General features: G+C 74.7%; 23 protein-coding genes and 1 tRNA gene. 11 read left to right on the plus strand and 13 right to left on the minus strand.

Features of this window, described 5'->3' with window-relative positions; translation table 11 throughout:
- Positions 1 to 42: 42 nt before the first annotated feature.
- The 7 genes from ACWDXC_RS16975 to ACWDXC_RS17005 are packed head-to-tail and all read right to left on the minus strand — an operon-like array spanning position 43 to position 8,498.
- Positions 43 to 858, minus strand: coding sequence for a transporter substrate-binding domain-containing protein (locus ACWDXC_RS16975; RefSeq protein ID WP_449982531.1), 816 nt, complete (start codon positions 856 to 858; stop codon positions 43 to 45).
- Positions 855 to 2,261, minus strand: a complete 1,407-nt coding sequence (locus tag ACWDXC_RS16980) for a hypothetical protein (protein ID WP_449983442.1) — start codon at positions 2,259 to 2,261, stop codon at positions 855 to 857. Before ACWDXC_RS16980 ends, ACWDXC_RS16975 begins: the two co-directional genes overlap by 4 nt.
- Before the next feature lie 2 nt (positions 2,262 to 2,263).
- Complete coding sequence (locus ACWDXC_RS16985) at positions 2,264 to 2,956, minus strand: FHA domain-containing protein (RefSeq protein WP_449982534.1); 693 nt, start codon at positions 2,954 to 2,956, stop codon at positions 2,264 to 2,266.
- Positions 2,956 to 4,245: a vWA domain-containing protein gene (locus tag ACWDXC_RS16990; RefSeq protein WP_449982536.1), complete on the minus strand. Its 1,290-nt coding sequence runs from the start codon at positions 4,243 to 4,245 to the stop codon at positions 2,956 to 2,958. The genes ACWDXC_RS16985 and ACWDXC_RS16990 overlap by 1 nt, the downstream gene beginning before the upstream one ends.
- On the minus strand, positions 4,238 to 5,125 hold the full coding sequence (locus ACWDXC_RS16995; protein WP_449982538.1) for a PP2C family serine/threonine-protein phosphatase: 888 nt from the start codon (positions 5,123 to 5,125) through the stop codon (positions 4,238 to 4,240). The genes ACWDXC_RS16990 and ACWDXC_RS16995 overlap by 8 nt, the downstream gene beginning before the upstream one ends.
- On the minus strand, positions 5,122 to 7,332 hold the full coding sequence (locus ACWDXC_RS17000; protein ID WP_449982541.1) for a tetratricopeptide repeat protein: 2,211 nt from the start codon (positions 7,330 to 7,332) through the stop codon (positions 5,122 to 5,124). Before ACWDXC_RS17000 ends, ACWDXC_RS16995 begins: the two co-directional genes overlap by 4 nt.
- Positions 7,329 to 8,498 carry a hypothetical protein gene (locus ACWDXC_RS17005; RefSeq protein ID WP_449982543.1) on the minus strand — a complete coding sequence of 390 codons (1,170 nt, stop codon included), beginning with the start codon at positions 8,496 to 8,498 and terminating at the stop codon, positions 7,329 to 7,331. Before ACWDXC_RS17005 ends, ACWDXC_RS17000 begins: the two co-directional genes overlap by 4 nt.
- Positions 8,499 to 8,668: 170 nt before the next feature.
- On the opposite strand from ACWDXC_RS17005, the gene ACWDXC_RS17010 reads away from it, so the two are divergent.
- The 3 genes from ACWDXC_RS17010 to ACWDXC_RS17020 are packed head-to-tail and all read left to right on the plus strand — an operon-like array spanning position 8,669 to position 10,616.
- Positions 8,669 to 8,827 carry a hypothetical protein gene (locus tag ACWDXC_RS17010; RefSeq protein WP_449982545.1) on the plus strand — a complete coding sequence of 53 codons (159 nt, stop codon included), beginning with the start codon at positions 8,669 to 8,671 and terminating at the stop codon, positions 8,825 to 8,827.
- A 32-nt stretch (positions 8,828 to 8,859) separates the two neighbouring features.
- Positions 8,860 to 10,146: an amylo-alpha-1,6-glucosidase gene (locus tag ACWDXC_RS17015; protein WP_449982547.1), complete on the plus strand. Its 1,287-nt coding sequence runs from the start codon at positions 8,860 to 8,862 to the stop codon at positions 10,144 to 10,146.
- Positions 10,143 to 10,616: a hypothetical protein gene (locus ACWDXC_RS17020; protein ID WP_449982550.1), complete on the plus strand. Its 474-nt coding sequence runs from the start codon at positions 10,143 to 10,145 to the stop codon at positions 10,614 to 10,616. Before ACWDXC_RS17015 ends, ACWDXC_RS17020 begins: the two co-directional genes overlap by 4 nt.
- Before the next feature lie 36 nt (positions 10,617 to 10,652).
- Here ACWDXC_RS17020 and ACWDXC_RS17025 read toward each other — a convergent pair whose 3' ends face one another.
- Positions 10,653 to 10,967, minus strand: a complete 315-nt coding sequence (locus tag ACWDXC_RS17025) for a YtxH domain-containing protein (protein ID WP_219518294.1) — start codon at positions 10,965 to 10,967, stop codon at positions 10,653 to 10,655.
- 124 nt (positions 10,968 to 11,091) lie between these two features.
- On the opposite strand from ACWDXC_RS17025, the gene ACWDXC_RS17030 reads away from it, so the two are divergent.
- The 4 genes from ACWDXC_RS17030 (at position 11,092) to ACWDXC_RS17045 (ending at position 14,676) form a co-directional block, all read left to right on the plus strand.
- A tRNA-Asn gene (locus ACWDXC_RS17030) sits at positions 11,092 to 11,163 on the plus strand.
- A gap of 177 nt (positions 11,164 to 11,340) precedes the next feature.
- A complete protein-coding gene (locus ACWDXC_RS17035; RefSeq protein WP_449982552.1) occupies positions 11,341 to 12,525 on the plus strand; it encodes a pentapeptide repeat-containing protein in 1,185 nt (394 codons plus the stop codon).
- A gap of 229 nt (positions 12,526 to 12,754) precedes the next feature.
- The gene (locus ACWDXC_RS17040; RefSeq protein ID WP_449982555.1) at positions 12,755 to 13,861 is read left to right on the plus strand and encodes a nitric oxide synthase oxygenase; all 1,107 of its coding nucleotides are present in this window, start codon (positions 12,755 to 12,757) and stop codon (positions 13,859 to 13,861) included.
- A 41-nt stretch (positions 13,862 to 13,902) separates the two neighbouring features.
- Positions 13,903 to 14,676, plus strand: coding sequence for an enoyl-CoA hydratase-related protein (locus tag ACWDXC_RS17045; protein WP_449982557.1), 774 nt, complete (start codon positions 13,903 to 13,905; stop codon positions 14,674 to 14,676).
- Positions 14,677 to 14,689: 13 nt separating this feature from the next.
- On the opposite strand, the gene galK is transcribed toward ACWDXC_RS17045, so the two are convergent.
- On the minus strand, positions 14,690 to 15,805 hold the full coding sequence (gene galK, locus ACWDXC_RS17050; protein WP_449982560.1) for a galactokinase: 1,116 nt from the start codon (positions 15,803 to 15,805) through the stop codon (positions 14,690 to 14,692).
- 70 nt (positions 15,806 to 15,875) lie between these two features.
- Between galK and ACWDXC_RS17055 the strand changes: the two genes are divergently transcribed.
- Positions 15,876 to 16,730, plus strand: coding sequence for a 1-aminocyclopropane-1-carboxylate deaminase/D-cysteine desulfhydrase (locus ACWDXC_RS17055; RefSeq protein WP_449982562.1), 855 nt, complete (start codon positions 15,876 to 15,878; stop codon positions 16,728 to 16,730).
- Here the strand turns inward: ACWDXC_RS17055 and ACWDXC_RS17060 are convergent.
- The 3 genes from ACWDXC_RS17060 to ACWDXC_RS17070 all read right to left on the minus strand — a co-directional run bounded on the left by ACWDXC_RS17060 (position 16,655) and on the right by ACWDXC_RS17070 (position 18,851).
- Positions 16,655 to 17,326 (minus strand): DUF6766 family protein, encoded by a 672-nt coding sequence (locus tag ACWDXC_RS17060; RefSeq protein WP_449982565.1) that lies wholly within the window; start codon positions 17,324 to 17,326, stop codon positions 16,655 to 16,657. The genes ACWDXC_RS17055 and ACWDXC_RS17060 overlap by 76 nt on opposite strands.
- Positions 17,327 to 17,405: 79 nt before the next feature.
- The gene (locus ACWDXC_RS17065; RefSeq protein ID WP_449982568.1) at positions 17,406 to 17,783 is read right to left on the minus strand and encodes a hypothetical protein; all 378 of its coding nucleotides are present in this window, start codon (positions 17,781 to 17,783) and stop codon (positions 17,406 to 17,408) included.
- A gap of 177 nt (positions 17,784 to 17,960) precedes the next feature.
- Positions 17,961 to 18,851, minus strand: a complete 891-nt coding sequence (locus ACWDXC_RS17070; protein WP_449982571.1) for a LysR family transcriptional regulator — start codon at positions 18,849 to 18,851, stop codon at positions 17,961 to 17,963.
- A 91-nt stretch (positions 18,852 to 18,942) separates the two neighbouring features.
- Between ACWDXC_RS17070 and ACWDXC_RS17075 the strand changes: the two genes are divergently transcribed.
- Both ACWDXC_RS17075 and ACWDXC_RS17080 read left to right on the plus strand, forming a co-directional pair.
- The gene (locus ACWDXC_RS17075; protein WP_449982573.1) at positions 18,943 to 19,431 is read left to right on the plus strand and encodes a cupin domain-containing protein; all 489 of its coding nucleotides are present in this window, start codon (positions 18,943 to 18,945) and stop codon (positions 19,429 to 19,431) included.
- Positions 19,428 to 20,792, plus strand: coding sequence for an MFS transporter (locus ACWDXC_RS17080; RefSeq protein WP_449982575.1), 1,365 nt, complete (start codon positions 19,428 to 19,430; stop codon positions 20,790 to 20,792). Before ACWDXC_RS17075 ends, ACWDXC_RS17080 begins: the two co-directional genes overlap by 4 nt.
- On the opposite strand, the gene ACWDXC_RS17085 is transcribed toward ACWDXC_RS17080, so the two are convergent.
- Entirely contained in the window at positions 20,752 to 21,297 is a 546-nt protein-coding gene (locus ACWDXC_RS17085) for a hypothetical protein (RefSeq protein WP_246647159.1), read from the minus strand. The two genes, ACWDXC_RS17080 and ACWDXC_RS17085, sit on opposite strands and share 41 nt — an antisense overlap.
- A 99-nt stretch (positions 21,298 to 21,396) precedes the next feature.
- On the opposite strand from ACWDXC_RS17085, the gene ACWDXC_RS17090 reads away from it, so the two are divergent.
- Entirely contained in the window at positions 21,397 to 26,787 is a 5,391-nt protein-coding gene (locus ACWDXC_RS17090; protein ID WP_449982579.1) for a tetratricopeptide repeat protein, read from the plus strand.
- Positions 26,788 to 26,822 lie beyond the last annotated feature (35 nt).

Consider the following 26,822-nt stretch of genomic DNA (forward strand, 5'->3'; position numbering starts at 1 on the left):
GTGACCGATCTCGCGGAGACGCCCGGCTGGAGCACCAACGTTCTACGAGCACCCCTCGAACTGCGGCACGGCGACCCGGTCGACGACCAGCCCGGTGCCCCCGAACCACTTCTCCAGCAGCCGCGCGGCGGTCCCGTCCTGGTACATGTCGATGATCGCCCGGTTGACCTCCTCGCACCCGGCCACGTCGCCCTTGCGCAGCCCGACCCCGGTGCGCTGCTCGTTGAACTGGGTGCCGACCAGGCGCAGCCCGCCGCCGCCCTGCTTGGCCAGGCCCGCGAGGATGACGTCGTTGGTGGTGATGGCGTCGACCTGGCGGCCCTTCAGCGCCGTCATGCAGGCCGCGTAGTCCTTGAACGGCAGCACCCGTGCCGCCACGTTGCGCTCCTCCACCACGCGCCGCGCCGCGTTGGAGCCCGTCACCTCGCAGATGCGCCGGCCCCGCAGGTCGCGCACGTTGCGGATGCCGTTCTCGTCCGGCCGCACCAGGATGTCCTGGTAGGAGATGTGGTACGGGCCCGCGAACAGCACGGTGTCCTTGCGGTCCTGGCTGATCGTGAACGTGGCCACGACCAGGTCGGCCTTGCCGTCGACCAGCACGTCGTCCCGGTCGTCGGCCAGCACGCCGATGAGCTCGGCCTCCTTGCCGAGCTTCCCGGCGATGTAGCGGGCCACCTCGACGTCGAACCCCTCGAACGAGCCGTCGGCCTTGCGGAAGCCCACCAGCGGCAGGTCGGGGCGCACGCCGATGACCAGCCGGTCCTTGTCCAGGACGCTCTCCGCGCCGTCACCGGCCAGGCCGCACGAGGCGGCGAGCGTCGCGATCACGGCCAGCACCGCGGGCAGCAGCCGCTTCATCGGTACTCCTTCAGACGTGGCCACACCCCGGCGACGAGCAGCACGCCGATGCCGCCGATCGCGAACGGGAGCAGCCGCCACAGGTTGTCCAGCGCGGACTGGCCCGCGCCGACCGCCCGCTCGAAGACCGCCTGGTGCCGGGCCGCGAGCGTCACCAGCTCCTTGTCGTAGGCGTCGAACGCGTCGCGCACCGAGCCGAGGCGGGAGGCGACGGCCGCGCCCGGCCGGTCTTTGCTCGCCATCGCGCGCAGGGTCGCGTCGGCCCGCTGGAACCTGGCCCAGGCGTCGAGCGCGTCCCGGCCCCGGTCGCCGCCGAGCTGGCGGCCCAGCATGCCCCGGTAGTCCTCGTCGCGCCCGGCGACGGCCGCGTGGTAGCCGCCCAGGTTGCCCGCTTCGAGATAGAGCAGCCGCTGCGCCTTGTCCAGGTAGGTGTGCTCGTAGGTGTCGGCCCGCTCCTCGTCGAGCAGGAACCGGCTCTGGTCGCCCTGCATGCTGTTGCCGATCGCGCGGGCCTTGGCGAGCGTGACGATCGAGTCGAAGCCCTCCTCCTTGGCCGTGCGCAGGTGGTCGGCGTCCTGCTGGAGCGCCGACGCCCCGGCCACCGTCGCCGCCAGCGTCACCACGGTGGCGGCCAGCAGCGCCGGGCCGAGGATCCGGCGGAACCGCCGCGCCAGGAAGACCTGGAGCCACGCCAGGCAGCCGATGGCCAGCAGCCCGGCCGCCACCACCGCCACCCGCAGGAGCGGCAGCGTCACCGCCGTCTCGTCGTAGGTGCGCCGCACGATCGTGCCGCTCTCCAGCGTCAGGTTGTACGCCTGCGGGAGCAGCACCTGGCGCATCAGGTCCGTGGCCTCCCGGTAGACGGCCACCACCCCGGCGGGCGGCGGGCCGGCGGCGTGCCCGGACTGCTCGTCGAGCAGCAGCGCCCGCGCGGCCAGCCGCTCGTAGCGGGCCAGCCCGTCGAGCACCGACTCGATCGTGCGCCGTTCGGCGGGGTCGTCCCCGGCCAGCTCGAACGCCTTCAGCAGCGCCTGGTTCGCCATCGTGCGCTGCTGCTCGTACCGCTTGATGGCGGCCTGGCGGCGGGCGTCGTCGCCGCTGCCCATCACGAGCACGTCGGCGATCTGCGCGTCCATGTCGCTCAGCCCGAAGTAGAGCCCGGCGGTGGCGACGACCTGGGGACCGGCGTCGCGGCCGATCACCCGCAGGCCCTCGCCGGCGGTCGCGCCGCCGGCCGCGATCGCGGCGAACAGCAGCGCCAGCGCCGCGGCCGCGACGCCGGTCAGGAGCCTGATCCGGCCGGGCACGCCGCGCCGCGCGGGCGCGGGCGCGGCCTGCCGGGCGGGCGTGGCGGGCGCGACCGGCGGCGGCGCGGGCGGGGCGGGGGGCGCGGTGGGCGTCATCGTCAAGGCGTGCCCTCCCTGATCGTGATGACCGTCCACGCGCCGAGGTGGATGCGGTCGCCCAGGCCCACGGGTACGGGCACGTTCACGGTGACGGGCTTGCCGTTGACGTAGGTGCCGTTGGCGGAGCCGGGGTCGACGAGCGTCCAGGAGCCGTCCGGCTGGGCGAGCAGCACCGCGTGCAGGTGCGACACGCCCGGGTCGGACGGCGGGCCGGTCAGGTCGATCTCCGGCCGGATGCCGCGGGCCTTGCTCTCGCGGCCGATGCGCACCTGCTCACCGGCCATCCGGAAGGACCGTTCCGGGCAGTACGGCGGGAACGCGATGGAACCGGCGTCCGGGCCGCCCTGGGCGATCACCTGCTCGTAGTAGGCCCGGTCGGCCGCCGTGACGGCCTCCCAGCGGGTCCCGCCGCCGGTCACCGGCCCGCGCGCGGGGGCGGCGCCGCCGGCGAAGGAGTGGCCGCACAGCTCGCAGAACTGCCCGGCGCGCGGCGTCTGGCAGACCGGGCAGGGCTCGGCGGGCACGGCCCCACCGGCACCACCGGAAGAAGCGGCGGGGGAGGCGGACGGGGAGGCGGCCTCGGACGGGCGCCGGCCGGCGGCGGGGGTGGTGCCCGCGGCCTGGATCTGCAGGCCGCAGGTGTCGCAGTAGTCGTCGCTGTCCGACCGGTGGCCCTGCGGGCAGGTCACCATCAGCTGCCCTCCTCGCTCTTGCGCAGCCTGCTGGTGCGGACCGACACGGTGTCGAGCTCGATCTCGTCCGCCTTGTCCACGTTCCGGCGCAGCCTGGCCGTACCGCTGCCGGGGTCGACCTCGACCAGCCTGTTGAGCAGGCGGGCGGTGTCCTCGCGGCCGGACTCGGTGGCGAGCTTCATCGCCCGGCCCAGCCGGGCCGTGGCCCCGTCGACGTCGCCCGCGGCGCGGGCGCTGAGCCCGTCCTGGATGAGGTCGTTGAGCTCCGCCTGGCCGGTGTAGTGGGCGACCCGGTTGTTGATCCGCGTCGACAGCGCCAGGTCGTCGGTCCACTGGGCGAGCACGTTGCCCCGGGCGTACTCCTCCTGGGTGTCGGGGCGCACCAGCTTCACCCAGCCGGCCCGGATCTCCTGGCCCGGCTGTCCAGGCGGCACCTCGATGCAGACGTGGTACTCGCGCTCCTCGGCGCCCCACGCCCCGATCGGGTAGTCGCCGGTCAGCGGATTGACGTCGACCCGCTTGGCCGTCAGGTCGAACAGCTCGGGGACGACCTGCTTGACGAAGACGAGCCGGGCCCCCTGCGGCGCCCACAGGCGCAACGCCAGGTCGGGCACCGTCTTGCTCATCGAGGTCTGGATGATGCGGCGGAAGAAGTCCTCCAGCTCGTGCTGGTTCCTGACGAACTCCACGGTGCCGAGCAGCGCCTCGGCGACCTTGCGCAGCTCGCCGGTCTTCCAGTCGGTGCCGATGCCCAGGCAGTCGCAGGTGAACCTGCCGCTCCACGCCTTCAGCACCGACTCGAACACCGAGTCGCGCTCGTTGTTCTGGCCGTCGGTCATCAGGATGGCGTGCCGCACCGCGTTCGGGTGGGCCGACAGCAGGTTCCCGGCCAGCTTGAGCCATTCGCCGATCGCGGTGCCGCCGCTGGCGCTCAGCTTGCCGATCGCCCGGATCGCCTCCGCCCGGGTGGCCTGGTCGGCCTGGACGAGCCGGCCGCCGCCCGGGTACACGACCTTGGCGGTGCCGGTGCCCGAGATCACCGCGAAGTACGCGCCCTCGCGCAACGTCTCCACGGCGGTGGCGGCGGCCTGCCTGGCGTCACGGATCTTGCTGCCGCTCATCGAGCCCGACGTGTCCACAATGATCACTTCGGCGGCCTCGGTGGCCGACACGTCCGCCGGGGCGCCGCCCGACGACGTCACGGTGAGCACCGCGTGCACCTCGCGGCCGTCGGTCGGCAGGTACTTGTTCTGGTCGACATGGAGCGTGAAAGTGGGCTGGTCACCCATGCGTGCCTCCTAGGGGGATCAGGCAGATGGTCACGTTGTCCTGGCCGCCGGAGTCGAGCGCGTGGCGCAGCATCCGGCGGGCCCTGGCCAGCGGGGTCCCGGCGGCGGGGAAGTCGTAGCCGTTCAGGTAGCGCCACAGGCCGTCGCTGCACACGAGCAGCAGGCCGGGGCCGGGCGGGGTGAAGACGCGGGTCCTGGGCGTCACGTCGGGGTAGTCGGCGCCGAGCCAGGCGGTGATCTCGCCGCCGCGGGCGACGTCGTCCTCGGTCAGCATGACGCCGTCGGGCAGCCAGTAGGCGCGCGAGTCGCCCGCCCAGCAGATGCTCACCCGGTCGGGCCTGGCGACCGCCGCCACGTACGTGCAGGCGGGGGCGTCGTCGGGGGAGGTGGCGAGCTGGCCGACCGCCCGGCCGGCCAGCGCGAACGCCTCCTCGTGGGTCAGCCCCCTGGTCAGGGCGTCGGCGGCGGCCTCGCAGGCGGCGGCCGACGCCTCGTCGGCCCGCGGCGAGCTGCCGACGCCGTCGCAGACGACCGCGACCACCGCGGGCGTTCCGCCGTCGTGCGGCTCCGCCGGCACCGGGACGGTCCGCGCCGAGTCCGGTACGGGGACCGGCCCGCTCATGACGGCCAGGGCGAAGGCGTCCTCGTTGCGGGAGCGGCGCAGGCCGCGGTCGGTGATCCCGGCGGTGCCGCCGGGCAGTTCGAGCTCGGCGTGGTCGCGCCCGCTGGGCTGGCGCAGGCCGCAGCGCTCGCAGTAGCCCTCGGCGTCCACGGCCGCCGCGCCGCAGGACGTACAGGCGGGGGAGGTCAGCGGGTGGCCGCAGGTCTCGCAGAACGCGTCGCCGGCGACCACGGGCGCCTCGCAGAGCGGGCAGCTCATACCCACGTCCGGGGGCGTACGGCGTTGGCCAGGTCCACGAGGGCGTGCCGTTCCTGGCGGGAGGCGGCCCCGCCGGCCAGGCCGCGGTAGATCGCCTCCAGCCGCCGCCGGACGTCCCGTTCGGTGAGGGGCGCGCCCGCCAGTCGCAGGGCGGGGTCGGGCGTGCCGGTGCCGAGCCACGTCAGGGCGGCGCGCAGGACCTCGGCCGCCAGGAGGTCGCGGCGGCGTGGATCCAGGCCGGGCAGCCGGTCCAGGCGGGCGGCGGCGCCGGCCAGGGCACGCGCCTCGTCCGGGCCGGACGAGGCGGTCCTGGCGGCGGCGGCGACCAGCGCGAGCTGGGCCGGCACGTGGTGGCTGGAGGTGGCGGGCACCTCGTCGAGCACGTCCACCCGCGCCGTCCTGGCCAGCCCGAACGCGGCGCCGACATAGGAGTGGTCGGTGCGCCACACGCTCTCGTACCAGCGGGTCGCCTCGGGGCGGCCGGACAGCTCCAGCGCGTAGGCCAGCCCCAGCCGGGGCGCGATCTCGCCGGGCATCAGCGACACGCACGCGTCGAACATCGCCACCGCTCTCGGCAGGTCGCCGGTGCTGAGCCCCGCCACCGCCCGGTACCAGGTGACGCGCCAGTCGCCGGGCAGGTCGCCGGCCAGCTCGTCCAGCACGGCGAACGCCTGCGGCGAGCCGCTCTCGGCGTGCAGCCTGGCCAGCGTGAGCCGCGTCTCGGGCGTCGGCGCCATCGCCGACACCTGGGCCAGCAGCTCGTCCGGCAGCCGCCCGGCCAGGCCCGCGAGCGCGCCCGCCGCCGGGTCGGCCGGGTCCAGCAGCGGCACCGGCAGCGCCGCCGCGACCTCCTCCGGGTCCAGCGGGTCGAACACCCGCCCGCCGGACTCCGCCGGGCCCGCCCCCACCGCCTGCCGCTCCGGCCCGAACAGCGTGGACGAAGCCGGGTACGGCACGCCCTCTTCGACGGCGCTGATCTCCCGCAGCACGCCGACGAGCTGCTCCTCCATCTCCTCGGCGCTCTGGAACCGGTCCGCCGGGTCCGGCGCCGTGGCCCGGCGCAGCAGCCTGGTGAACGACTCGTGCCCGCAGTCGTCGGGCAGCGGCATCGCCACGCCGTTCTTGGCCGGGCTGAACCCGGGCACGGCCAGCACCGCCAGCGTCCGGGCCACCGTGTAGAGGTCGGAGGAGACCGACGACGGCTGCGTCCCCAGCTCGGGCGCGTGGTAGCCGACCGTCACCCACGAGGTGCCCGCCGGCGACCCCAGCCGCTGTACGGCGCCGAGGTCGATGAGCTTGAGCCGCTTGCCGACGCGGATCACGTTGGCCGGCTTGAGGTCGCAGTAGACCAGGCCCTGCTCGTGCAGGTAGGCGAACGCGCGCAGGATCTCCCGGCCGTAGATCAGCGTCTCGCGCAGCGGCAGCGACCCCTGCCGGCGCAGGTCCAGCAGCGACTGGCCGCCGACGTACTCCATGATGATGTAGCCGAGGCCGCCGGAGCGCTGGAAGTTGAAGACGTTGACGATGTTCGGGTGGTCGACCATCGTGAGGAACTTCTTCTCGGCCTCGGCCGACTCCAGCGCCTCGGCGTCGGCGGTGTTGAGCAGGCCCTTGAGCACCACCCACAGGCCGTCCAGGTTCTCGTCGGCGGCCAGGTAGATCCAGCCGAGCCCGCCGTGCGCCAGGCAGCCCAGCACCCGGTACTGCCCCGCCACCAGGTCGCCCTTGGCCAGCTTGGGGGTGAAGGAGAACCGGGTGCCGCAGTTGGGGCAGAAGCCGTCGGCCACGCCCGGCCTGCCGTCGCGCGTGCGGCCGACGGGCTGGCCGCAGTCGGGGTTGGCGCAGAAGCGGTTCTTCTCGGGCACCATCGGGTCGGCCATGACGGCGCTGGCCGGGTCGCGGTAGGGCGCCGAGGGCAGGTCGGCGATCCCGGCCACCACGCCCGCCCGCGACCTTCCGCTGCTCGCCGGCGAGGTCACGGCGCCGCTCATCGGGCCGCTCATCGGCCCGCTCATGGGGCTGCTGACGGCTCCCGGCGGGCCGGTCAGGGGCTGGGACAGGGCGGCCGGCGCGGCGGAGCCCGTGGCGGGCGACGCCGGGAACACGACAGGCCCCGCCGCCGTGGCGACCGCCGCCGGGTGACCGCACAGGTCGCAGTACCCGTCGTCGATCGTGCCCGTGCACCCGGGCTGAGCGCAGGACGTCATCGGCCACCTCCGTGGATCGCACGCTTGTACAGCTCGACGGCCTGGGCCGCCTCGGTCAGGTCACAGGGCGCGGTCCACAGCAGCAGCCGCGCCCGTTCGTACAGCCGCATGGCCTCGGGGTCCTCCACCGTGCCCTGCCGCGCCGCCTTCGCCTGGCTGGCGCCGAGCAGCCCGCGCAGCTCGTCCCGCCGGCCGATCAGCCCGGCCAGCGCCGCCGCCGTGGCCCTGGCCTGCGCGGCGGCCTGCCGGACGCGCTCCTCCAGCCCGGTCAGCCGCTCGGCCCGCTCCACCCAGGCGCCCGCCGACACGTCCAGCGCGTTCAGCTCGGCCACCAGCTCCGGCACCCGGGTGCGCGGCTGCGCCTGCGGCGGCAGCGCGATCTTCACCACCACCCGGCCGTGCGCCAGCCGGGCCTCGCTCTCGGCGGCGCGTACGTCGTCCAGGGCGGCCACGAGGTTCTCCCGGCGCGTCGCGTACTCGTCCTTGACGGCCACCGCCCGCTCCAGGCCGGCGCGGGTCTCGGCCAGCCGGCGGAGGAGGGGGTCCAGCTCCCGCTTGACCGGCCCGGCGTCCAGCGGGTCCGCCAGCACGGCGGCGCGCAGCCGGGAGAGGCCGGACTCGGCGGAGGTCAGGTCGGCGGGTTCGCCCAGGCGGCCGTGCAGCTCGCGCACGTCGCGCAGCGTGCGGTCGGCCTCGTCCAGTCGGGGCAGCAGCGCGGTCCACGCCGAGTCGATCTCGGTCAGCGCGTCCGTGGCGGTCCGGAACGCGGCGTCCATCCGCATGACGGTCTCGTCCAGCGTCAGCCGCTCGTCCGCCTGGGGTAACAGCGAGCGCTGCTCGACGGGCCTGGCCGGGGCCTTCAGCACCACCGACGGCCCCGACAGCAGCTCCGTCAGCCGTTCGAGCTGGTCGCCGCCCAGCCGGGAGCGCTCGGCCCGGACCTGTTCGGCGGTCCGCAGCACGGCCCGGTAGGCGTCGTTCAGCGACCACAGCGTGCCCAGCGCGTCCAGGGCCGCCGACCAGCGCGCCTGCGTGGCGCCGCGTAAGGAGGCTCCCTTGAGGAGCTGGTAGGTGGTGTGCGACTCCAGGTCGAGCAGGTCACCCGAGATGCGGTCGCGTTCGGCGGCCCGGGTTCGCAGCGCGTGCTCGGCGCCTTCCCTGCTCATCGGTGGTCCCAGGCTCATCACGCTCCCGTGGCAGCAGGTCCCCGCCGTCTACCGGCACAACGGGGGGCTCTGACCGGTTGGTTCCAGAAGTAAGGGTGGTCCCTGACTTGTCCCTGATTGAACCCCCTGACGCCTGCAATTCGCTTAAATGATCTCGTACCGTCATGGACATGGGACGAATTCTTCTGGTCATTCTGGCGGTCATCGCCGCACTCTTCCTCGTCGGCCCCCTGCTCGGCTTCGCGTTCGGGGTGCTCAAGTGGGTTCTCATCATCGGCGGTGTGGCCGTCGGCGTGATGCTCGCCTCGAAGTGGTTCAGCCGGGCGTAGCTTCGGCGGGCCTTCCGGCGCATAGTGGGTTGATGGAGGCGCGGCCGGCGGTCGACGACGCCGCCCTCGGGCGCGAGGCACTGTCCGTGCTCGAGGCGAACTGGACGGGCAGCGCCACCGTGCCCGCGCCCGGCCTCTACCCGCACCAATGGAGCTGGGACTCCGCGTTCGTGGTGATCGGCCTGGCCCGCCACCACCCCGGACGGGCCCGCGCCGAGCTCCTCAGCCTGTTACAGGGCCAGTGGTCGACGGGCATGCTGCCGCACATCGTCTTCCACACGCCCGAGGCGTACTTCCCCGGCCCGGCGGTGTGGCGCTCCCACGACCACGAGGCCGCGCCCCGCGTGCTCACCTCCGGGCTCACCGCGCCGCCGCTGCACGGGCTCGCCCTGCAGTGGCTCTACCGGCACACCGGCGACGCCGCGCTCGTCCGGCTGGCCTTCCCGGCGCTCGCCGCCCAGCACGCCTACCTCGCCGAGGCGCGCGACCTGGGCGGCGCCGGCCTGGCCGCGATCGTCCACCCGTGGGAGTCGGGCATGGACGACAGCCCGGCCTGGGACGAGCCGCTGGCCGCGCTCCCCGAGATCCGCTACGGCTACCGCAACCTCGACCTGGACGAGCGGCACCCCGACAGCGACCACGACCGCTACGTGTGGCTGGCGCTGCGCTACCGCGACAGCGGCTACCGGCCCGAATACCTGCGCGACGAGCACCCGTTCGCCATCGAGGACCCGATGTTCAACGGCATCTGGCTCGCCTCCTGCCACGCCATGACCGAGCTCGCGCGGGTGGCCGGCGCCGACCCCGCCCCGCACGCCGAACGCGCCGACCGCATCAGGCACGCGCTGCTCGAGCGCCTGTGGGACGGCTGCTTCTACGCCCGCGACCTGCGGGCCGACCGGCTGATCCGGGTTTGCACCGTCGGCGCGTTCGGGCCGCTGCTCGACCCCGGCCTGCCCGGCGAACAGCTCCGCGCCTGCGTCGAGATCCTCGAATCGGCCCGCTTCATGGGCGCCACCGGCTACCCGGTGCCGAGCTGCGAGATCCGCGCCGCCCAGTTCGACCGCACCCGCTACTGGCGGGGGCCGTCCTGGGTGAACACCAACTGGCTGCTGCGCCACGCCGCCGGCGTGCACGCGCTCGACGCGCTCGGCCGCCAGCTCACCAACGGCACGCTGCGCCTGGTCCGCCAGGCCGGCTTCCGCGAGTGCTTCGACCCGTTCGACGGCAGCGGGCGCGGCTGCCGCGACTTCTCCTGGAGCGCGGCGCTCACCCTCGACCTGCTGGCCGACGCCCTGGCCGATACCTTGGAAGGATGAAAGTCTTCCGCCGCCTGCCCGCCGACGCCCGCCGGTCCCTGGAGACCGAGCCGGGGGAGCGGGTGCTCACGTTCGCGCCGTCCGGCGACGGCTACCTGGTGGCCACCACGCTGGCGCTCCACCTGCCCGGCGGGGGACGGATCCCGTACGAGGACGTCGACCGGGCCTCATGGGACGAGAACGGCCTCAACCTGATCACCACCGGCGGCGAGCGTCACCGGGTGGGCACCACCGAGCCCGGGCTGCTGCCCGAGACCGTGCGCGAGCGCGTCAACGCCACCATCGTGGTCAACAAGCACGTCGACCTGCCCGGCCGGGGCGGCGTCCGGCTGGTGGCCAGACGCAGGCCGGGCGGGGAGGTGACGGGCTGGACACTCGTGTTCGACGACGGCCTCGACCCCGGCGACCCCGGGCTGCGCGCCCAGGCGGAGCAGGCCCTCGAAGGACTGCGGCGCAGCATGGGCGTGTGACCCGGACGATCCGGCCGCCACACGCCCACGCGGCGGCTAGTAGGGCATGCCGGTCTGTCCGGCTCCGGTCTTCGTCTGGTCGACCGTCTCGTCCGGCCAGCCGGTGCCCCGATCGCCGTCATGGTCATGCTTGTGCATGAACGGCATCTGGCGGTTGCTGATCTTCTCCTTGGCCATCCCGCCGACCTTCGACATCTGCGCGTTGAACACCCCCGCGGCCTCCTGCACCCGGGGGCTGTCGGCCACACGCTGGGCCGTGCGCTTGATCTGCTCGTAACGCTCGCGCCCCGCCCGGCTGCCCAGCACGTAGCCCAGCGCCAGACCGGCGACGAATGACATTCGATATCGCATGTTTCGCACCTCCGCTCCCACCGCCCTACCCCGATGACGATGCGACACGCACTCCCGGAGTGCGCTAATCTATTCCTGCGCACGACGGAGGGGCCAAGCCCCACCGGCAGGCGCACAAGCACGATCCCGCGTAGCTCAACGGCAGAGCAGCCGGCTGTTAACCGGCAGGTTATAGGTTCGAGTCCTATCGCGGGAGCTTGCCCACCTCAGGCCCCCTTCCGACACCGGAAGGGGGCCTGAGTCGTTCCCGGGACCTCCCGCCTGTCGCCGATCCGGTGAGAGGCCGGCGCGGCGGGAGGGAAACCGCCGCCACGTCCCGGATCAGGTGCTGAGCAGGGGTCGACAGCAGGGCGGCGAGCCGGTCCAATGGTTCATGCCGAGAAGGACGGCGGGCCGGGTGCCCGCGCGAGAGGTGCTCGCCGCCGCTACGGCGGCGCGGGCCAGACGGGCCGCGCACCGGCCGGAACCCCCGGGCACATCAGCGGGCACGACGGCGGACACGCCGATGGACAGGATGGTGGACCTGCCGGGGGCGGGCGGGGGCGCCGGGGGCCGGGGGTGGGGGAGGCTCTGGGGGCCGCTTCGGCTGCTGGGCGGGACCGTGGCGACGCTGGGCTGCCTCTACCTGGCGCTCCTGCTCGCCAGCCTGCCCGACACGGAGGTCCCGTGGTGGATCATCGCCATGCCGCTGGCCGTAGCCGCGACGCTGACGATGGCGGGAGTGCTGGGGCCGCTGGCCCGGCGCCTGGCCGGTGAGCGCCGTCCCTTCACGGCGCGGGAACGGGCGGCGCTGACCGTACGCGAACGCATCGACCTGGTCGACAACCACCGGGCCATGCTCATCCAGTCCGTGACGGGGCTCCTGCTCCTGGGCGGGCTGGTCTTCACCGCCCAAGGGGTGATCTACACCGCCCGGACGGTGGAGGTGGCGCAGCAGGGCCAGATCACCGACCGCTACACCAAGGCCGTCGAGCAGCTCGGCTCTGCCACGCTGCAGGTGCGCCTGGGCGGCGTCTACGCTCTGGAACGCCTCGCGGAGGACTCCGGGCGTGACGCCGAGAGCGTCCACGACGTCCTGGCCGCGTTCGTCCGCGACCGCGCGCCCGGGGCGGGCTCCGCGGACACGGCCGACAAGCCCGCGACCGATGTGCAGGCGGTGCTGACCGTCCTGGCGCGCCGCCCCACGCCGAACGAAACGGTCTTCAGGGACGGGGACGGGCGCGAGTACCTGGACGAGAGCGACGCCCAGGTCATCGACCTGAGCGGCACCCGGCTGCGCGGCGCGGAACTCGGCCTCGTCTCCGGCTACCTCAGCGCGAACCTCCTCCGGGCGAACCTCGCCGGGGCCGACCTGACCGGCGCGAACCTGACCGGAGCCCTCCTGAGAGGCGCCGACCTGAGCGGAGCTACTTTGACCGGCGCCGATCTGCGCGGTGCGGACCTGCGCGGGGTCGCGGGGATCACCGAGGCGCAGGTGCGGGCCGCCGCGAGGACCGACCGGGAGACCCGGTTCGGCGCTTGCCTGCCGGAGTTCACCTGCTGGTACCGGATCAGGTGACGCGGGGTGCAGGTAGCCCGGTGTAGTCGGCAGGTTACGCGGTTTCGTGTTTTGCCGGACACGGGAGGGATCGGCGGGTAAGGATGGGACCGTCGCGCCGGGGTCCGCCTCGGGGCGGCTGCCGCGGACAAGCCCGGGACGGTGGCGTGGAGAGGACGCCGCCGGCAGGAGGCGCCGCCGACCCGGAATCGGCGGGGCGCTCCGTGAACGGAAATGTGCTGGTTACTGCGTGCGTACCTGGATCAAGTCCCTGCGCCCCACCGAGCCCCGTACCGACGCCCGGGAAGCCGAGCGGTTCATCAGGCTCTTCCATGCCGAGAACCCGGGCGGCGGCCTGAACGCCCGGTTACGTGACGTCGCCCGGGAGATCGCCCGCCGGGGCACCTATACCCACACCGGTGAGGAGCTGCGGTTCGGCGCCCGGGTGGCCTGGCGCAACAGCAATCGTTGCATCGGCCGCCTCTACTGGAAGTCGCTGAGGGTGCGTGACCGGCGGCACGTCACCGGGGCCGAGGGGGTGGCCGTGGAGTGCGTGGCGCACCTGCGCGAGGCCACCGGCGACGGCCGGATCAGGCCGACGATCACGGTGTTCCCGCCCGACGCGCCCGGCCGTCCCGCGCCGAGGGTGCTGAACGAGCAGCTTGTCCGCTACGCGGGATACCGGCGGCCGGACGGCTCGGTCGCCGGGGACCCGCGCTACGTGGCGTTCACGGCGCTGGCCCGCGAGCTGGGGTGGCGGGGCGGCGGAGGCAGGTTCGACGTGCTGCCGCTGGTCGTCGACCCCGGCACGGGCGGCAGGCCGCTGCTGGCGAACCTGCCGGGGGACGCGGTGCTGGAGGTGCCGATCACGCATCCGGAGTTCGCCTGGTTCGCCGAGCTGGGGCTGCGCTGGCACGCGGTCCCGGCGATCTCCAATCTGTGCCTGGAGATCGGCGGCGTCTGCTACCCGTGCGCGCCGTTCAACGGCTGGTACATGGGCGCGGAGATCGGGGCGCGCAACCTGGCCGACGCCGACCGCTACGACCAGCTCCCGGCGGTCGCCGCCCGGCTCGGCCTGGACACCTCCACCGAGCGCTCGCTCTGGCGTGACCACGCGCTGGTGGAGCTGAACGTGGCGGTGCTGCACTCGTTCGCGGCGGCGGGGGTGACGATGACCGACCACCACACGGAGTCGAGCCGCTTCCTGACCCACCTGGCGCGCGAGGAGAAGGCCGGGCGCACCTGCCCCGCCGACTGGTCGTGGATCGTGCCGCCCATCTCCGGCGGCGTCACCCCGGTCTTCCACCGCTACTACGACAACCCGGCGCTCACGCCGAACTTCGTGCCCCGGCACTGAGCCGCCTTGCACCCCCGGCCTAGAACATGCTTCTGTTAAGCATGGCCGAACTCGTGCTCTCCGCCCTCGACCGGGGCGTGCTCACCCTCACCTTCAACCGTCCCGACCGGCTCAACGCCTGGACCGGCGACCTGGGCCGCCGCTACTTCGACCTGCTGGAGCAGGCGGAGAAGGACCCGGACGTGCGGGCGATCGTGGTGACCGGGGCGGGCCGGGGGTTCTGCTCGGGCGCCGACTTCCAGACGCTGGCGTCCATCCAGACCGGCAGCTACGACGAGGAGCCCGACCCCCGGCCCGTCACCTTCCCCACGACCGTCGCCAAGCCGGTCGTCGCGGCAGTCAACGGCGCCTGTGCCGGGCTCGGCATGGTCCACGCCCTGGTCTGCGACCTGGTCTTCACCGCCGAGGACGCCAAGTGGACCACCGCCTTCTCGCGGCGCGGCCTCATCGCCGAGTACGGGCTGTCGTGGGTGCTGCCCCGCGTCATGGGCCAGCAGCGGGCGATGGACGTGCTCCTGTCCGGCCGCACCTTCACCGGGCGGGAGGCGTACGAGCTGGGCCTGGCCAACCGCGCGCTGCCGGGCGGCGAGCTGCTGGAGCACGCCCAGCGGTACGCGGCCGACCTGGCCGCGAACGTGTCGCCCGCCTCGATGGCGGTGATCAAGCGGCAGGTGTGGGGCGACTGGACGGCGTCGCTGGAGGAGGCGACGCGGGCGGCAGCCCGGGAGATGGCCGCCTCGTTCGGGCGGCCCGACTTCGCCGAGGGCGTGGCGAGCTTCCTGGAGCGCCGCCCGCCGAACTTCCCTCCGCTGTGAGCGGGCCGCTCGGTCAGGAGGCGCGGTGGGCGCCCCGGGCTGGGGTGGCCGGCAGGAAGCGGGGCGCGGCCCAGGAGCGCTCGGCGTAGGCGGCCGAGACCGACGCCTTGACGCTGTCGAGGCGGTCCTCGGCGACCAGCGCGATCGCCGAGCCGCCGAAGCCGCCGCCGGTCATGCGGGCGCCCCGGGCGCCGCCTCGGATCGCGGCCTCCACGGCCACGTCCAGCTCCGGCGAGGACACCTCGTACTGGTCGCGCAGCGACAGGTGTGAGGCGTTGAGCAGCGCGCCGATCTCGGCGGGCTTGCCCGCGCGCAGCATCCCGACCAGCGCCTCCACCCGGTGGTTCTCGGTCACCACGTGCATGACGCGCTTGCGCTCGTCGCCCTGGAGCAGCTCCAGCGCCCCGGCCAGGTCGTCCACGTCGCGCAGCGCCTCGACGCCCAGCTTGCGGGCCGCGGACTCGCACTCGGCGCGCCGCTTGGCGTACTCGCCGCCCGCGTGCTCGTGGTGCACGCCGGTGTCGATGATCAGCGTGCTCAGCCCCTCGGCCGCCAGGTCGAGCGGGATGCCCCGGGAGCCGAGCGAGCGGCAGTCGAGGAACAGCGCCTGGCCTTCCTTGCACAGCGCGGAGGCGGCCTGGTCCATGATGCCGCAGGGCATGCCGACGAAGTCGTTCTCGGCGCGCTGGGAGAGCAGCGCGATCTCCATGGGCGTCAGGCCGAGGCCGTGCAGGTCGTCGAGCGCGGAGGCGACCGACACCTCCAGGGCGGCGCTGGAGCTCAGCCCGGCGCCCTGGGGCACGTCGCCGTCGACCGCGATGTCGGCGCCGGGCACCCGGTCGCCCAGCATGGCCAGGACGCCGACGACGTAGCGGGTCCAGCCGCGCGACTCCTCGTGGGCGGCGATCGTGACGGGCTCGGGGGAGCCGGACTGCAGCGAGAGCAGGCGGATCGTGCGGTCCGCGCGCGGCGTGACGGCGGCGGTGACGCCCCACGGCACCGCGAACGGCAGCACGAAGCCGTCGTTGTAGTCGGTGTGCTCGCCGATCAGGTTGACGCGGCCGGGCGCGTGCCAGACCGTCTCGGGGTCCGAGCCGTACGCGGCACGGAAAGCTTCAACAACCCGCATAATCCAACACTCCTCAACATTGGCCCGACCGTAGACTAGCGCCACGGGCACCACGGGGCGAAGGAGAGGCATGCAGGAGCTTCCGGCACCCGGTCCCGTGCGCGTCTTCCTCAAGCGCGACGACAACAAGGCGCGCAAACTCCGCCACAACCTCGGCCACGCCCGCGTGCTCACCTTCGGCGGCGCCTACTCCGGCCACATCCGGGCGGTCGCGGCGGCCGGGCGTCGCCACGGGTTCGAGACGATCGGCGTGATCCGCGGCGAGGAGCACCTGCCGCTCAACCCGTCGCTCGCCTACGCCGTCTCCTGCGGGATGCGGCTCGACTACCTCGACCGCGCCGCCTACCGGCGCAAGCACACGCCCGAGATCGAGGCGATGCTGCGGGAGCGGTGGGGCGAGGTGACGATCCTGCCCGAGGGAGGCAGCAACGCCGCCGCCGTCCGCGGCTGCGCCGAGCTCCCCGCGGAGATCACCGAGCCGTACGACGTGATCTGCTGCCCGGTGGGCACCGGCGGCACGCTGGCGGGCATCGCGGCCGGGCTGCCGGAGGGCCGCCGGGCGCTCGGGTTCGCGGTGCTCAAGGGGGCCGGGTTCCTGGCGGGCGAGGTGGCCAGGCTGCAACGCGAGGCGTACGGGCGCGTCCGGCCCAACTGGTCGGTCAACCTCGACTACCACTTCGGCGGCTACGCCCGCACCACCCCCGAGCTCGACCGGTTCGCCGCCGAGCACCGGGTCGAGAGGGTGTACGTCGCCAAGATGCTCTACGGCGTGCTCGACCTCGTACGGCGCGGCCACTTCGCGGCGGGCACCCGGATCGTCGCCGTCGTCACCGGCGAGCCGTGGCCGCCTCAGCCCTCCACGCCCGTCGCCGTGTGCGCCGCGCCGACCGGCTTGGACTCGGGCGAGCCGCGCTGGCGCAGGTAGATGGAGAGCACCACCATCGACAGCACGGCCAGCAGCTCCGACTGCCAGTTCTGCAGGCTGCGGTCCCAGAAGTCGGGCGAGGTCACGTAGCCGCCCCAGGTGACGGGATCGCGCAGGGCGCCGAGCCGCTCGGCGTTGTACGAGGCCAGCCCCGCCACCGACTGGGCCAGCCACGACAGCACGAAGATCGTCCCCATCGTGAGTCCCAGCGAGTTGCTGAACAGCCACAGCCGCAGCCCCTTGGCCCGCGCCCAGGCCGGCGAGTCGGCGTCCGCGTAGCGGCCGATCTGCTGCTCCTCGTCCGACTCGGCGCCCTCCTTGCCGGGCTCCTTCGACTCGGGCGACCCGCGCTGCACCATCCAGATGGTGAACAGGATGAACAGCAGGAACTGCAGGTACTCCGACTGCCAGTTCTCCGCCACGTTGACCGCGAAGGCCGAGGACGTGACGTAGTCCAGGTAGCCCACCGGCTGGCCGCCCTCGACGAGCTGCTGCTCGTTGTAGTCGAGCATGCCCGCGAGCCCCTGCCCGGCCAGGCACAGCAGGAACAGCGTCATGAACGCGATCGACAGTGCGTTGTCCCTGATGCGTCTCATAGGTGCGAAAGCCCCATCCCGAAGAAGAAGATCAGCCCCGACACGATGATGATCAGGGTCAGCGTGAACATCACCCGCATCAGTTCTCCACCTCGCAGTCGTAGGGGAGATCGGGCACCGGCTCGCAGCCGGCCGCCTTGACCCGCCACCCGTCGGTGTAGCGCTGCAGGAAGAGCGTGTCGCCCGCGAGCCGGACCAGCGCGGTGTCACCCCAGACGGTCACCTCGGTCACCCCGCCGGGATCGCCCAGGTTCAGCTCGCGCAGCGCCTCCGGGCAGCTCTGGCCGCGATCGGGCAGGTTCTCGGCCGTCTTCCTGGCCAGCATCGCGCAGGCCGTCTCCGCCTGCTGGGCGGCGAGCGCGGCGCGGAACCGCTCGGCCGCGCGGGCCGGCCCGGCCGTGTCGATGGCGCAGCCGGTGACCAGCGCCAGCGCCAGCACCCCGGGAACGATTCTCATGAGCCACTGCTACCCCGGCGATGATCGGGCATGCTTGGGCGATGCAGAGGACCGGCACTCCCGCGACGTGGGACGAGCGGCCAGGAAGGCGCCCCTGGCGGCCTCGCCCCTCATGGCCGTCGCCGGCGTGGTCAACCACCTGCGCTGGAGGCGCCAAGGGCGCCTGACCCGGGGCCGTCAGGTGACGGCGGCCAGCGCGTCCAGCAGGTGGCGGACGGCGGGGGCCGCCGGGCCGGGGGCGACGGCCAGCGAGGTGGTCAGCGTGAGCCCGGCGAGCGGGCGGATGACCACCCGGGGGATCTCCGGCAGGGTGCTGACCTCGTAGAAGACCGTCCATGACGGGGAGCCCGCGCCGATGCCTGCGAGCGTCTCCTGGAACGTCGTGAACGGCGGCCCGGGAGGAGGCGCGACCCCCGCCTCGCGGCAGGCGTCGGTGACCAGGTCGTGGAAGGGCGGGTTGTCCTCGCGCGGCGCGAGCCGGAGCGGGAGGTCCGCGAGGTCCTCCAGCCGGAGCTCCGCCGCGCCCGCCCTCCGGTGCCCGGCGGGCAGCGCCACGTAGAGCGGGTCCGTCCAGATCGGGAGCAGCTCCAGGCCGGGCGCGTCGCCGAGCGCGCGGACCAGGGCCGCATCGAGCTCGCCCGACCGCACGGCCGCCAGCCGGGCGGGCAGCGGCAGGCGGCGCGGGCGGACCTGGAGACGCGGCGCGCGGGCGGCCAGCTCGTTCAGCGTCCGGAAGATCCGGTCGCCGGGCCCCTGCACGATCCCCAGCCGCAGGACGCCGTCGGCGCCCGCGCGGATGTCGGCGGCCACCTGCCGGGTGCGCTCCGCGGCGGCCAGCACGGCCCGCGCCTCGGGCAGCAGCCGCTCGCCCGCGCCGGTCAGCCGCACGTGCCGGGTCGACCGGTCGAACAGCGGCACGCCCAGCTCGCGTTCGAGGCGGCGGATCTGCTGGCTCACCGCCGACTGCACGATGCTCAGCCGCTCGGCCGCGCGGCCGAACCCGCCCTCCTCGGCGACCGCTGCGAAGTACGCGAGCTGCCGCAGCTCCACCGGCGCCCCTCGATTCATCTCGATCGGTGATGACTGCGGGTCATAACCGCTTCTGGTTCACGGCTTGTTCCCGGGGTCGAATGAACGCCGAACCTGAAGGGAAACGGATATGACCACATCGCAGGCTCATGTCGTGCACGCCGGGGCGGCGGAGGTCGTCGGCCTCCCCGGGGGCGGGGCGTTCACGTTGCTCATCGACGCGAGCGCCACCGGGGGCGCGCTCGGCGCCAACCGGCTCACGCTGGCGCCGGGCCGCGACGGCGCCAGGCCGCATCACCACGCGCTCTCCACCGAGTTGTTCTACGTCCTGGACGGGGTGCTGGAGTTCCTGCTCGGCGAGGAGGCGGTGACCGTCGCGGCAGGCGGGCTGGTCGTCGTGCCGCCGGGGCTGGTCCACGCGTTCGGCGCGGCCCCGGGGACGGGCGCCGAGCTGCTGTCCGTCCTGACGCCGGGCGTCGAGCGGTTCGGGTACTTCCGGCAGCTCGCCAGGATCCAGCACGGCTCGGCGTCCTTCGGCAGCCTGCTGCCGGAGCAGGAGCGCTACGACGTGCACTTCGCGGACGCCGCCGCCTGGACGTCGCCGCGGAGCTCCCGATGACCGCCGCGCCCGTCACCGCGACCGGGACGGCGGCCATCGGGCCGGTCTCGGCGGCCGTGCGGCTCGGCGGCCTGTTCGGCCCGGCGATCTTCGGCGTCACGGCCGCCGCCGTGGCCCTGCCCGAGGTCGCCGCCGAGCTGCGCGCCGGGCCCGCCCAGGTCGCCTGGGTGCTGACCGCGCACGCGCTGGCGCTCGGCGTCGGCACCGCCGTGTCCGGGCGGCTGGCCGACTCTCGGGGAGCGCGCCTCACGCTGCTGATCGCCTCGCTGACGCTCGCCGCCGGCGCGCTCGTGTGCGTCCTGGCGCCGTCCCTCGGCGTCCTGGTCGCCGGGCGGCTGCTGCTGGCCGCCGGATCCGGCGGCGCGTCGGCGGTCGCCGTCGCGCTGCTCGCGGGCGTGGCCCCCGGGGAGCGCCCGCGCGTGCTCGCCGGGTACGGCGTCGTCCTGGCGCTCTTCGCCTCCGGCGCGACGCTGCTCGGCGGGCTGGTGACGACCGGGCTGAGCTGGCGCGCCGCCCTCGTGCTGCCGGTGCTGTCGGTCCTGGCCGTGCCGTTCTGCCTGCGCCTGGCCGTGCGCCCCGGCTCGCGTCGCCCGCTCGACGTCACCGGGGCCGCCGCGCTGACCGTGACCGTGAGCACGCTGATCGTGCTCATCCAGGCCAGGACGCTCAAGCTCGGCCTCCCCGTGATCCTGGCGCTCGCCGTGGTGCTCGTGCTCGCCGCCGCCGCGCTGGCCTGGTGGACCGCCCGGCGGCCGGACGGCTTCGTGCCGCGCCAGGTGATCGGCGACGGGGCCTACCGGATCGCCGCCGCGATCGGCGCCGGCGTCTTCGGCGCCCTGTTCGCCGCCATGTACGTGATCCCGCAGTTCCTGGCCGCCACGTACGGGTGGAGCGTCCTCACGGTCGGCGTGGCGCTGCTGCCCGGCGCCGTGGTCGGCGCGGTGCTGTCACGCCGCGCCGGACGCCTCGGCGCGCGCGGGGCCCGCCTGCTGCTGGGCGGCGCCGCGCTGGCGGCGGCGGTCGCCCTGGCCGTCACCGCGACAGGCTGGGGAGGCCCGTGGCCCGCCGTGACCGCGGCCTCGATGAGCCTCGCCGCGTTCGCCGTCACCCAGGTCGTGATCACCGGTGAGATGTCGGCGCGGCTGCCGCTCCCGCTGCGCGGGGCCGGGATGGGGCTGCTCAACCTGACGTTCTTCGTCGGCGGCGGCGTGGGCTCCGCCGTCGCCGGGGCGCTGTCGGACGCGATGCCGCTGCACCGCACGCTGGTGGTCGTCGCCCTCTTCCCGCTCGCCGCCGCCGTGGTCGCCGTGACCCGCGCGCCTAACCGAGCTGGTCCAGCACCGGCCCCACCACGTCGTTGAGCGTGCGGGCCAGCACCGACACGGCCCGCACGGCGCTCTCCTCGACCCTGTCGTGCGGGCCCTCGGGCTCGGGCGGCAGCCCGTCGAGCGGCACCGGCACCTCGATCAGCAGGCTCGCCCGCAGGAACGGGTGCCGGGCCAGGTCACGCTGGGTCGGCTCGACGTACTGGCCGAACGTCTCCTGCCAGCCCAGCCAGCCCCGGTCGCGCCACCACGCCCGCGTCCGCGTCAGCTCGGCCGGCAGCGGCGACACGACCCTGATCCGCGCGTTCAGCGTGCCGTCCCAGGTGTTGCGCACACAGGTCGCGTCGAGCACGCGGCGGTCCCAGCGCACGTAGCCCGGGGACAGCGATGGCGGAGTGGCCAGCCGCCAGGCCGCGCAGGCGAACCGCACCGGCGCGATGTCGCCCCAGTCGAACGCCTCCAGGCTCTTGCGCACGTGCGCCGCGTAGCGCCCGTCGCGCTCCCTGTCGAACTCCTGGTCGATCCAGAACGCCTTGGCCATGCCCTCCACCGTACGACCCGCTCAGTGTGCCGAATGCCCTGTGACGCGAGTGACACGTGTGTAGTTTTTTCACTTTATAGGTGACTAAGGAGTGACTACATGACGTCAGAACGGCTCGTGCCCGCCATGAGGAGCTGGGAAGCGGGGGACCTCGACCAGGCGGCCGTGCTGTTCCGGGAGATCGCCGCGACCGGCGACCCCGAGGCGTCACACCTGCTGGCCTCCCTGCTGGAGGAGGCCGGTGACCTCGACGGCGCCGAAGCCGCGCACCGGTCGGTGATCCAGTCGGGCGACCCGGTGTTCGGCCAGCGCTCGGCCATGGCCATGGGCCTCATGCTGGTCGCCGCCCGCGAATGGCCGGCCGCGCACCGCGTGCTGGGCATCGCCGCCGACGGCGCCGACTTCGAGGTCGCCGCGCTCGCCGAGACGGCGCTCGTCCTGGTCTGCACCGAACTGGGCGACCTCGCCGGCGCCGAAGCCGCCCTGGAACGGGCCCGCCGCTGCGACAGCCCCGCCGTCGTCGAACTCGCCGGCCGCCTCGAACTGCCCGACTTCACCCCGGCCGGCACCGCCACCCCCGCCGAACTGTACGAGGCCGCCGAGGACGAGGACGACTACCGGCGCCTCCTCACCTGCGGCGACCCCGAGACCGTGTCACGGGCCGCGTTCCGCCTCTACCAGCACTACGCCGACGAAGAGGACTTCGAGGCCGCCCGCGAAGTGTGCGAGCACGCCATCGCCGCCGGGTCCGCCGCCCACCTCGCCACCGCGTACAAGCTGCTCGGCGCCGTGCTCGTGGACCTCGGCGAGTACGCCGAGTCCGTCGCCGCCTACGCCAGGGCCGCCGAGGACCCCCGGCCCGGCATCCGCCTGCCCGCCCTCCTCGAACAGGCCAAGGTCATCGCCCAGCTCGGCGACGAGGACGCCACCAAGGCGATCTTCCACCGCGTGATCGCCAGCGGCCAGCGCGAGTACGCCGTCGAGGCCCACGCCTGCCTGGCCCAGATGCACACCGAGGCCGGCGAGGTCACCGAGGCGCTGACCCACCTGCGCACCGTGCTCGACGCCGGCGAGTCCCGCTGGTCGTCCGTCGGCGTCACCCTCCTGTCGATGCTGCTGGACGCCCACCCCGGCGCGTACGAGGAGCTCATGGAGCTGGTGCGCGCCGCCGCCGGGCACCCCGACCCCGACACCGCGTACAAGGCCGGGCTGCTGCTCGACCTCGACGCCCGCCGTCAGCCCCTCCCCGACCCCGCCGAGGAACAGGCCCTCCAGGACGCCGACGCCGGCCTCGCCCGGCTGCAGGCCGGCGACCTGCCCGAAGCCCGGCGGCTCCTCCGCCGCGCCGCCGACGCCGGCGGGCCCGAACAGCCGGTACGCGCCATGGTCATGCTCGCCGAGCTGGAACTCGGCGAAGGCGACCGCGAGCAGGCCGACGAACTGCTGTCGTACGTGGCCGAAGGCGAACACGTCATGCAGGGCTTCAGCGCCACCTTCCTGCTGCACCTGCTGCGCGCCTCCGGCGACCGCCTGCACCCCGTCCTGGAGGCGATCGTCGACCACCAGCGGCTCGGCCGCGAGGAGGGCCTGCTCCGCTACCGCGCCGCCGCCCGCCACCCCGACCCCGCCGTCGCCGCCATCGGCGCCGCCGTCCTCGCCCAGGTGCTCGCCTCCATCGGGTACGACCTGTCGGAGGCGGCCGGGCTCTTCCGCGAGGCCGCGGGCAGCGGCGACCCGTTCGCGCTCTCCTACACGGCGGCCGTCTTCAAGGAGATCCTCCTCGCCCACGACCAGCACGACGAGGCCGCCGGCCTGCTGCGCCGCGCCCGCGCCGACGGCCACCCCGCGCTCGCCCCCTGGGTCGCGTACGCGCTCGGCGGGCTCGCCGGGGACGACCTGGCCGAGGCGCGGGCCGCGTTCACCGAGGCCCTGGAGACCCGCCACGCCGGGCTGCGCCGCGAAGCCGCCACCCGGCTGGCCCAGGTGCTCGAACGCCAGGGCGACCTCCTGGCCGCCTGCCGCCTCTACGAGCGCGTCCCCGGGGCTCGCAACGCCGCACTCCTCGGGCTCACCCGGCTCCGCCTCGACGACCTCGACGGCGCCCGCGCCGCCTTCGACCAGCTCCCGGACCCCTCTGCCGACGCCTCCGAGGCCGCGGACGCCGGCGAGCTGGGGCGGTTCGGCCGGAGCCTGCTGGAGCGGGACTTCGCCGCCGCCGAACGGGCGATGACCGCGCTGCCCTCCGAGGGCGGCCTCTGGATGGCCACCCTGCTGGCCATGCAGGCCGCCCACGCCTGGCAGCGGACCGGCGACCCCGCCGCCGCCGGGGCCGCCCTCACGCTGGTGCTGACGGCCGGGCAGGAGGAGAGCCGCCAGGAGGCCGCCCTGTACCTCGCCGCCCTGTGCGACGACGCCGGTGACACGCGGGGCGCGATCGCCGCCTGGGAGCTCGCCGCCACCGGCGACGACCCCGCCCTCGCCGCCACAGCCCTCCGCGCCGCCGGCCACGCCCTGCTGACCCACCCCACCCTCACCGCTGCCACCCCCACTGGGGGGACACCAGAGGAGGAGACGACCACCCACTCCGGGGAGGCGGCCCCCTTTGGCGGGCCGGTGGCCACTGGGGGGACGCGCGGCGAGGGGGCGGCAACCCCCGCCCGGGAGGAGGCTGCGCCCTTCGGCGGTTCGGTGGCCTCCGACGCGCCCACCGGAGGGACGGCCCAAGGGCCACTGGCCTCCGGCCTTCCCGCCGTGGGGACGCCCGCGGAGGTGGCGGCCCCTTCCGGGGAGCCGGTGGCCCCCGCTGCACCCGCTGGGGGGACGGCCCAAGGGCCACTGGCCTCTGGTCTTCCCGCCGTGGGGACGGCCGGGGAGGTGGCGGCCGTCCCCTCCGGAGAGGCGGGTCCCTTCGGTGAAAGACAGGGGTGGGAGGAGGCGGTCAGGGCGTTTGAGCGGGCGTTGGAGGTGGAGCCGGGGGATCGGCGGGCCGTGCTGGGGCTGGGGGAGGCGCTGGTGGCGGCGGGGCGGACGGAGCGGGTCGGGGAGGTGCTGGCGGAGGCGTTCGGGAGCGGGGCGCCGCTGCATCTGGCCGCCTTCCTGCGGGCGTACGGGCGCCGGGACGAGGCGGTCGCCGTAGCCGGCGAGCTGGCGGTCCGGGAGCCGGGGGAGGCGCCGGTGGCCGAGGGGGCGAGGTTGCTGGGGGAGATGCTGGCCGAGGCGGGGGAGACGGCGGGGGCGCGGGAGGCGTTCGGGCGGGCGGTCGCGGCGGATCCTGAGGGGGCGGGGGCGACGCTGGTGTGCGCCGGGGTCAGCCTGGAGCGGGCGGGCGATGCCGAGGGGGCGCGGATGGCGTTCGAGGGGGCGGCGCGGGACGCCGACCCGTGGGCGGCGCGCGCGGGGCGGGCCCGGCTGGGCACGGCGAGCGCGGAGGAGCTGCCGTGGGGGCTGCTGGCGCTGGGGGACGAGGAGGGCGCGCTGGCCGCGCTGACCGGGACGGCCGGCAGCCGGGAGGCGGCGGAGCTGACGCTGGCGCTGCACCGGGAGGACGTCGCCACCGTGCGGCGGCTGCTGACCGCGCGCCCGTCGCAGGAGGCGTTCGCCGGGACGCTGCGGGCGGCGGCCGAGCGGGGGGAGGCGGCCGAGGAGCTGTACCGGCTGGTCGTCGAGCTGGCGGAGCCGGCCGTGGCGGCGGAGGCCAGGGTGGGGCTGGGCCGGCTGCTGTCGGACGACGGCCGGCACTGCCGGGCCGAGCTGTGCCTGCTGCCCGCGACGCGGGAGGCGGCCACGGCGGGGGCGGCGTGGCGCGCGGTCGGGACCGCCCGGCGGCGGCGCGGGGATCTGACGGGCGCGGTGGAAGCCGTGCGTGAGGCGATGCCGGACGCGGCCGTACAGCTCGCGGAGCTGCTGGAGGAGCTGGGGGACGCGGACGGCGCGCGGGCGGCGCTGGGCGAGGGCGCCGCGGCGGGTGACCTGGAGAGCCTGCGCCACCTGCTGGTGCACCTGCTGGAGCAGGGCGAGTACGACGCGATCCCGGCGCAGGCGGAGCGCGCCGTGGCGACGGGTGATCCGCAGACCGTGGCGATGGGCCACTGGGTGTGGGGTGACGCCTGCCGGTCCACGGGTGACCTGGTGGGGGCGGTGAAGCTGTACCGGCTGGCGATGGAGGCGGGGGACCCGGACGTGGTGCCGGGCGTGCGCGGCGACCTGGCGCGGGCGCTGCGGGCGCGGGGTGACGGCGGCGCGGCGGCTGAGCAGGCGTGGCTGGCCATCGAGACCGGCGACCCGGAGACCGCGGCGCGGGCGGGCGTCAACCTGGGCTGCTGGCTGCACGAGGACGGCGACCCGCTGGGCGCGGCCGACGCCTTCGCCGCCGCGCTCCAGGCGAGCGAGCAGCCGGGCGAGCCGCAGGGGGCGGCGGGGACCGCGCTCGGGAACCTCGCCGTGCTCGCGCGGCAGGCCGCCGGGCGGGGCGAGCACCAGCTCGCCGCGCAGGTGCTGTCGCGGATGGGACGGCACGCGGGCGAGACGGCGCGCGAGCTCGGGGCGGCGTGCGACGATCCGGCGGCCGTGCGGGGCTACTTCGAGCTGGCCGGGCACGGCCCGGTGACGGAGCTGGAGATCGCCGGGCGGCTGGCGGAGCTGGGGCGGACGGCGGAGGCGCGGGCCGTGTACGAGCGGCTGGGCGGTGACGAGGACCCGGACGTGCGGTTCGTGGCGGGCGGCAGGCTGCTGGAGCTGCTGGAGGAGCAGGGCGACGAGGACGCCTTCTACAGCCTGGCCGAGCGGCAGGCGGGTGACGCCGAGAGCCCGGCGCGGGCGATGTTCGGCAGCCTGCTCGGCATGCTGCAGGAGCGCCAGGGCGACACGGAGGCGTCGCTGCGGACGTTGCGGGCGGCGGCGGAGTCGGGCGCGCCGCCCGCGCTGACGGCGCTCGCGCAGGCGCTGGCCGGCGACGGTCAGGTGGCGGAGGCCAGGCGGGTGTACGAGCGCGTCGTCGCCGGGGAGGACGCGGAGCTGGCCGTGCGGGCGATGGTGGCGATCGGCCACACCTATCACGACGACGACCCGGGCCTGGCCCGGGAGTGGTACGTCCGGGCGGTCGAGTCGGGGGCGGGGCACGCGAGCGCGCTGGGCGCGATGTACCTGGGCGCGCTGGCCAAGCGGGAGCGCGACTTCCCCGAGGCGCTCGGCTGGTACCAGCGGGTGATCGACGCGGGCGACCCGGAGTCGGGCATGGCTGCGGCGCATCTGGGCGAGCTGTGTTACTGGCTGGGCGATCTCGACGGCGCGCTGCGCTACTACGAGCTGACGCTGGGCCTGACGGACCGGCCGGAGCTGGTCGCGGAGGCGGCCTGCCGGGCGGGCGAGATCCGCTACCGGCACGGTGACCTGGCCGCCGCGGGGGTGCTGCTGGCCCGGGCGGTGGAGACGGGGGACGAGACGTTCGCCGGGGAGGCGGAGGCGCTGCTCGGTAAACTTGCGGTTAATTAAATGACGTCATAGTCTCATCTAGTCAAATATTTATG

The organism is Nonomuraea sp. NPDC003214 (assembly GCF_053590035.1).

What these genes read in the sequence shown, in the direction of transcription:
- ACWDXC_RS17070 (WP_449982571.1), bottom strand. Translation starts at nt 18,851, where the DNA reads ATGAATCGAGGGGCGCCGGTGGAGCTGCGGCAGCTCGCGTACTTCGCA.
- ACWDXC_RS17000 (WP_449982541.1), bottom strand. Translation starts at nt 7,332, where the DNA reads ATGACGTCCTGCGCTCAGCCCGGGTGCACGGGCACGATCGACGACGGG.
- ACWDXC_RS17090 (WP_449982579.1), top strand. Translation starts at nt 21,397, where the DNA reads ATGACGTCAGAACGGCTCGTGCCCGCCATGAGGAGCTGGGAAGCGGGG.
- ACWDXC_RS16985 (WP_449982534.1), bottom strand. Translation starts at nt 2,956, where the DNA reads ATGGTGACCTGCCCGCAGGGCCACCGGTCGGACAGCGACGACTACTGC.
- ACWDXC_RS17015 (WP_449982547.1), top strand. Translation starts at nt 8,860, where the DNA reads ATGGAGGCGCGGCCGGCGGTCGACGACGCCGCCCTCGGGCGCGAGGCA.
- ACWDXC_RS16995 (WP_449982538.1), bottom strand. Translation starts at nt 5,125, where the DNA reads ATGAGCTGCCCGCTCTGCGAGGCGCCCGTGGTCGCCGGCGACGCGTTC.
- ACWDXC_RS16990 (WP_449982536.1), bottom strand. Translation starts at nt 4,245, where the DNA reads ATGGGTGACCAGCCCACTTTCACGCTCCATGTCGACCAGAACAAGTAC.
- ACWDXC_RS17035 (WP_449982552.1), top strand. Translation starts at nt 11,341, where the DNA reads ATGCCGAGAAGGACGGCGGGCCGGGTGCCCGCGCGAGAGGTGCTCGCC.
- ACWDXC_RS17005 (WP_449982543.1), bottom strand. Translation starts at nt 8,498, where the DNA reads ATGAGCAGGGAAGGCGCCGAGCACGCGCTGCGAACCCGGGCCGCCGAA.
- ACWDXC_RS17065 (WP_449982568.1), bottom strand. Translation starts at nt 17,783, where the DNA reads ATGAGAATCGTTCCCGGGGTGCTGGCGCTGGCGCTGGTCACCGGCTGC.
- galK (WP_449982560.1), bottom strand. Translation starts at nt 15,805, where the DNA reads ATGCGGGTTGTTGAAGCTTTCCGTGCCGCGTACGGCTCGGACCCCGAG.
- ACWDXC_RS17080 (WP_449982575.1), top strand. Translation starts at nt 19,428, where the DNA reads ATGACCGCCGCGCCCGTCACCGCGACCGGGACGGCGGCCATCGGGCCG.
- ACWDXC_RS17060 (WP_449982565.1), bottom strand. Translation starts at nt 17,326, where the DNA reads ATGAGACGCATCAGGGACAACGCACTGTCGATCGCGTTCATGACGCTG.
- ACWDXC_RS17085 (WP_246647159.1), bottom strand. Translation starts at nt 21,297, where the DNA reads ATGGCCAAGGCGTTCTGGATCGACCAGGAGTTCGACAGGGAGCGCGAC.
- ACWDXC_RS16980 (WP_449983442.1), bottom strand. Translation starts at nt 2,261, where the DNA reads ATGACGCCCACCGCGCCCCCCGCCCCGCCCGCGCCGCCGCCGGTCGCG.
- ACWDXC_RS17045 (WP_449982557.1), top strand. Translation starts at nt 13,903, where the DNA reads ATGGCCGAACTCGTGCTCTCCGCCCTCGACCGGGGCGTGCTCACCCTC.
- ACWDXC_RS17075 (WP_449982573.1), top strand. Translation starts at nt 18,943, where the DNA reads ATGACCACATCGCAGGCTCATGTCGTGCACGCCGGGGCGGCGGAGGTC.
- ACWDXC_RS17025 (WP_219518294.1), bottom strand. Translation starts at nt 10,967, where the DNA reads ATGCGATATCGAATGTCATTCGTCGCCGGTCTGGCGCTGGGCTACGTG.
- ACWDXC_RS16975 (WP_449982531.1), bottom strand. Translation starts at nt 858, where the DNA reads ATGAAGCGGCTGCTGCCCGCGGTGCTGGCCGTGATCGCGACGCTCGCC.
- ACWDXC_RS17055 (WP_449982562.1), top strand. Translation starts at nt 15,876, where the DNA reads ATGCAGGAGCTTCCGGCACCCGGTCCCGTGCGCGTCTTCCTCAAGCGC.
- ACWDXC_RS17020 (WP_449982550.1), top strand. Translation starts at nt 10,143, where the DNA reads ATGAAAGTCTTCCGCCGCCTGCCCGCCGACGCCCGCCGGTCCCTGGAG.
- ACWDXC_RS17010 (WP_449982545.1), top strand. Translation starts at nt 8,669, where the DNA reads ATGGGACGAATTCTTCTGGTCATTCTGGCGGTCATCGCCGCACTCTTC.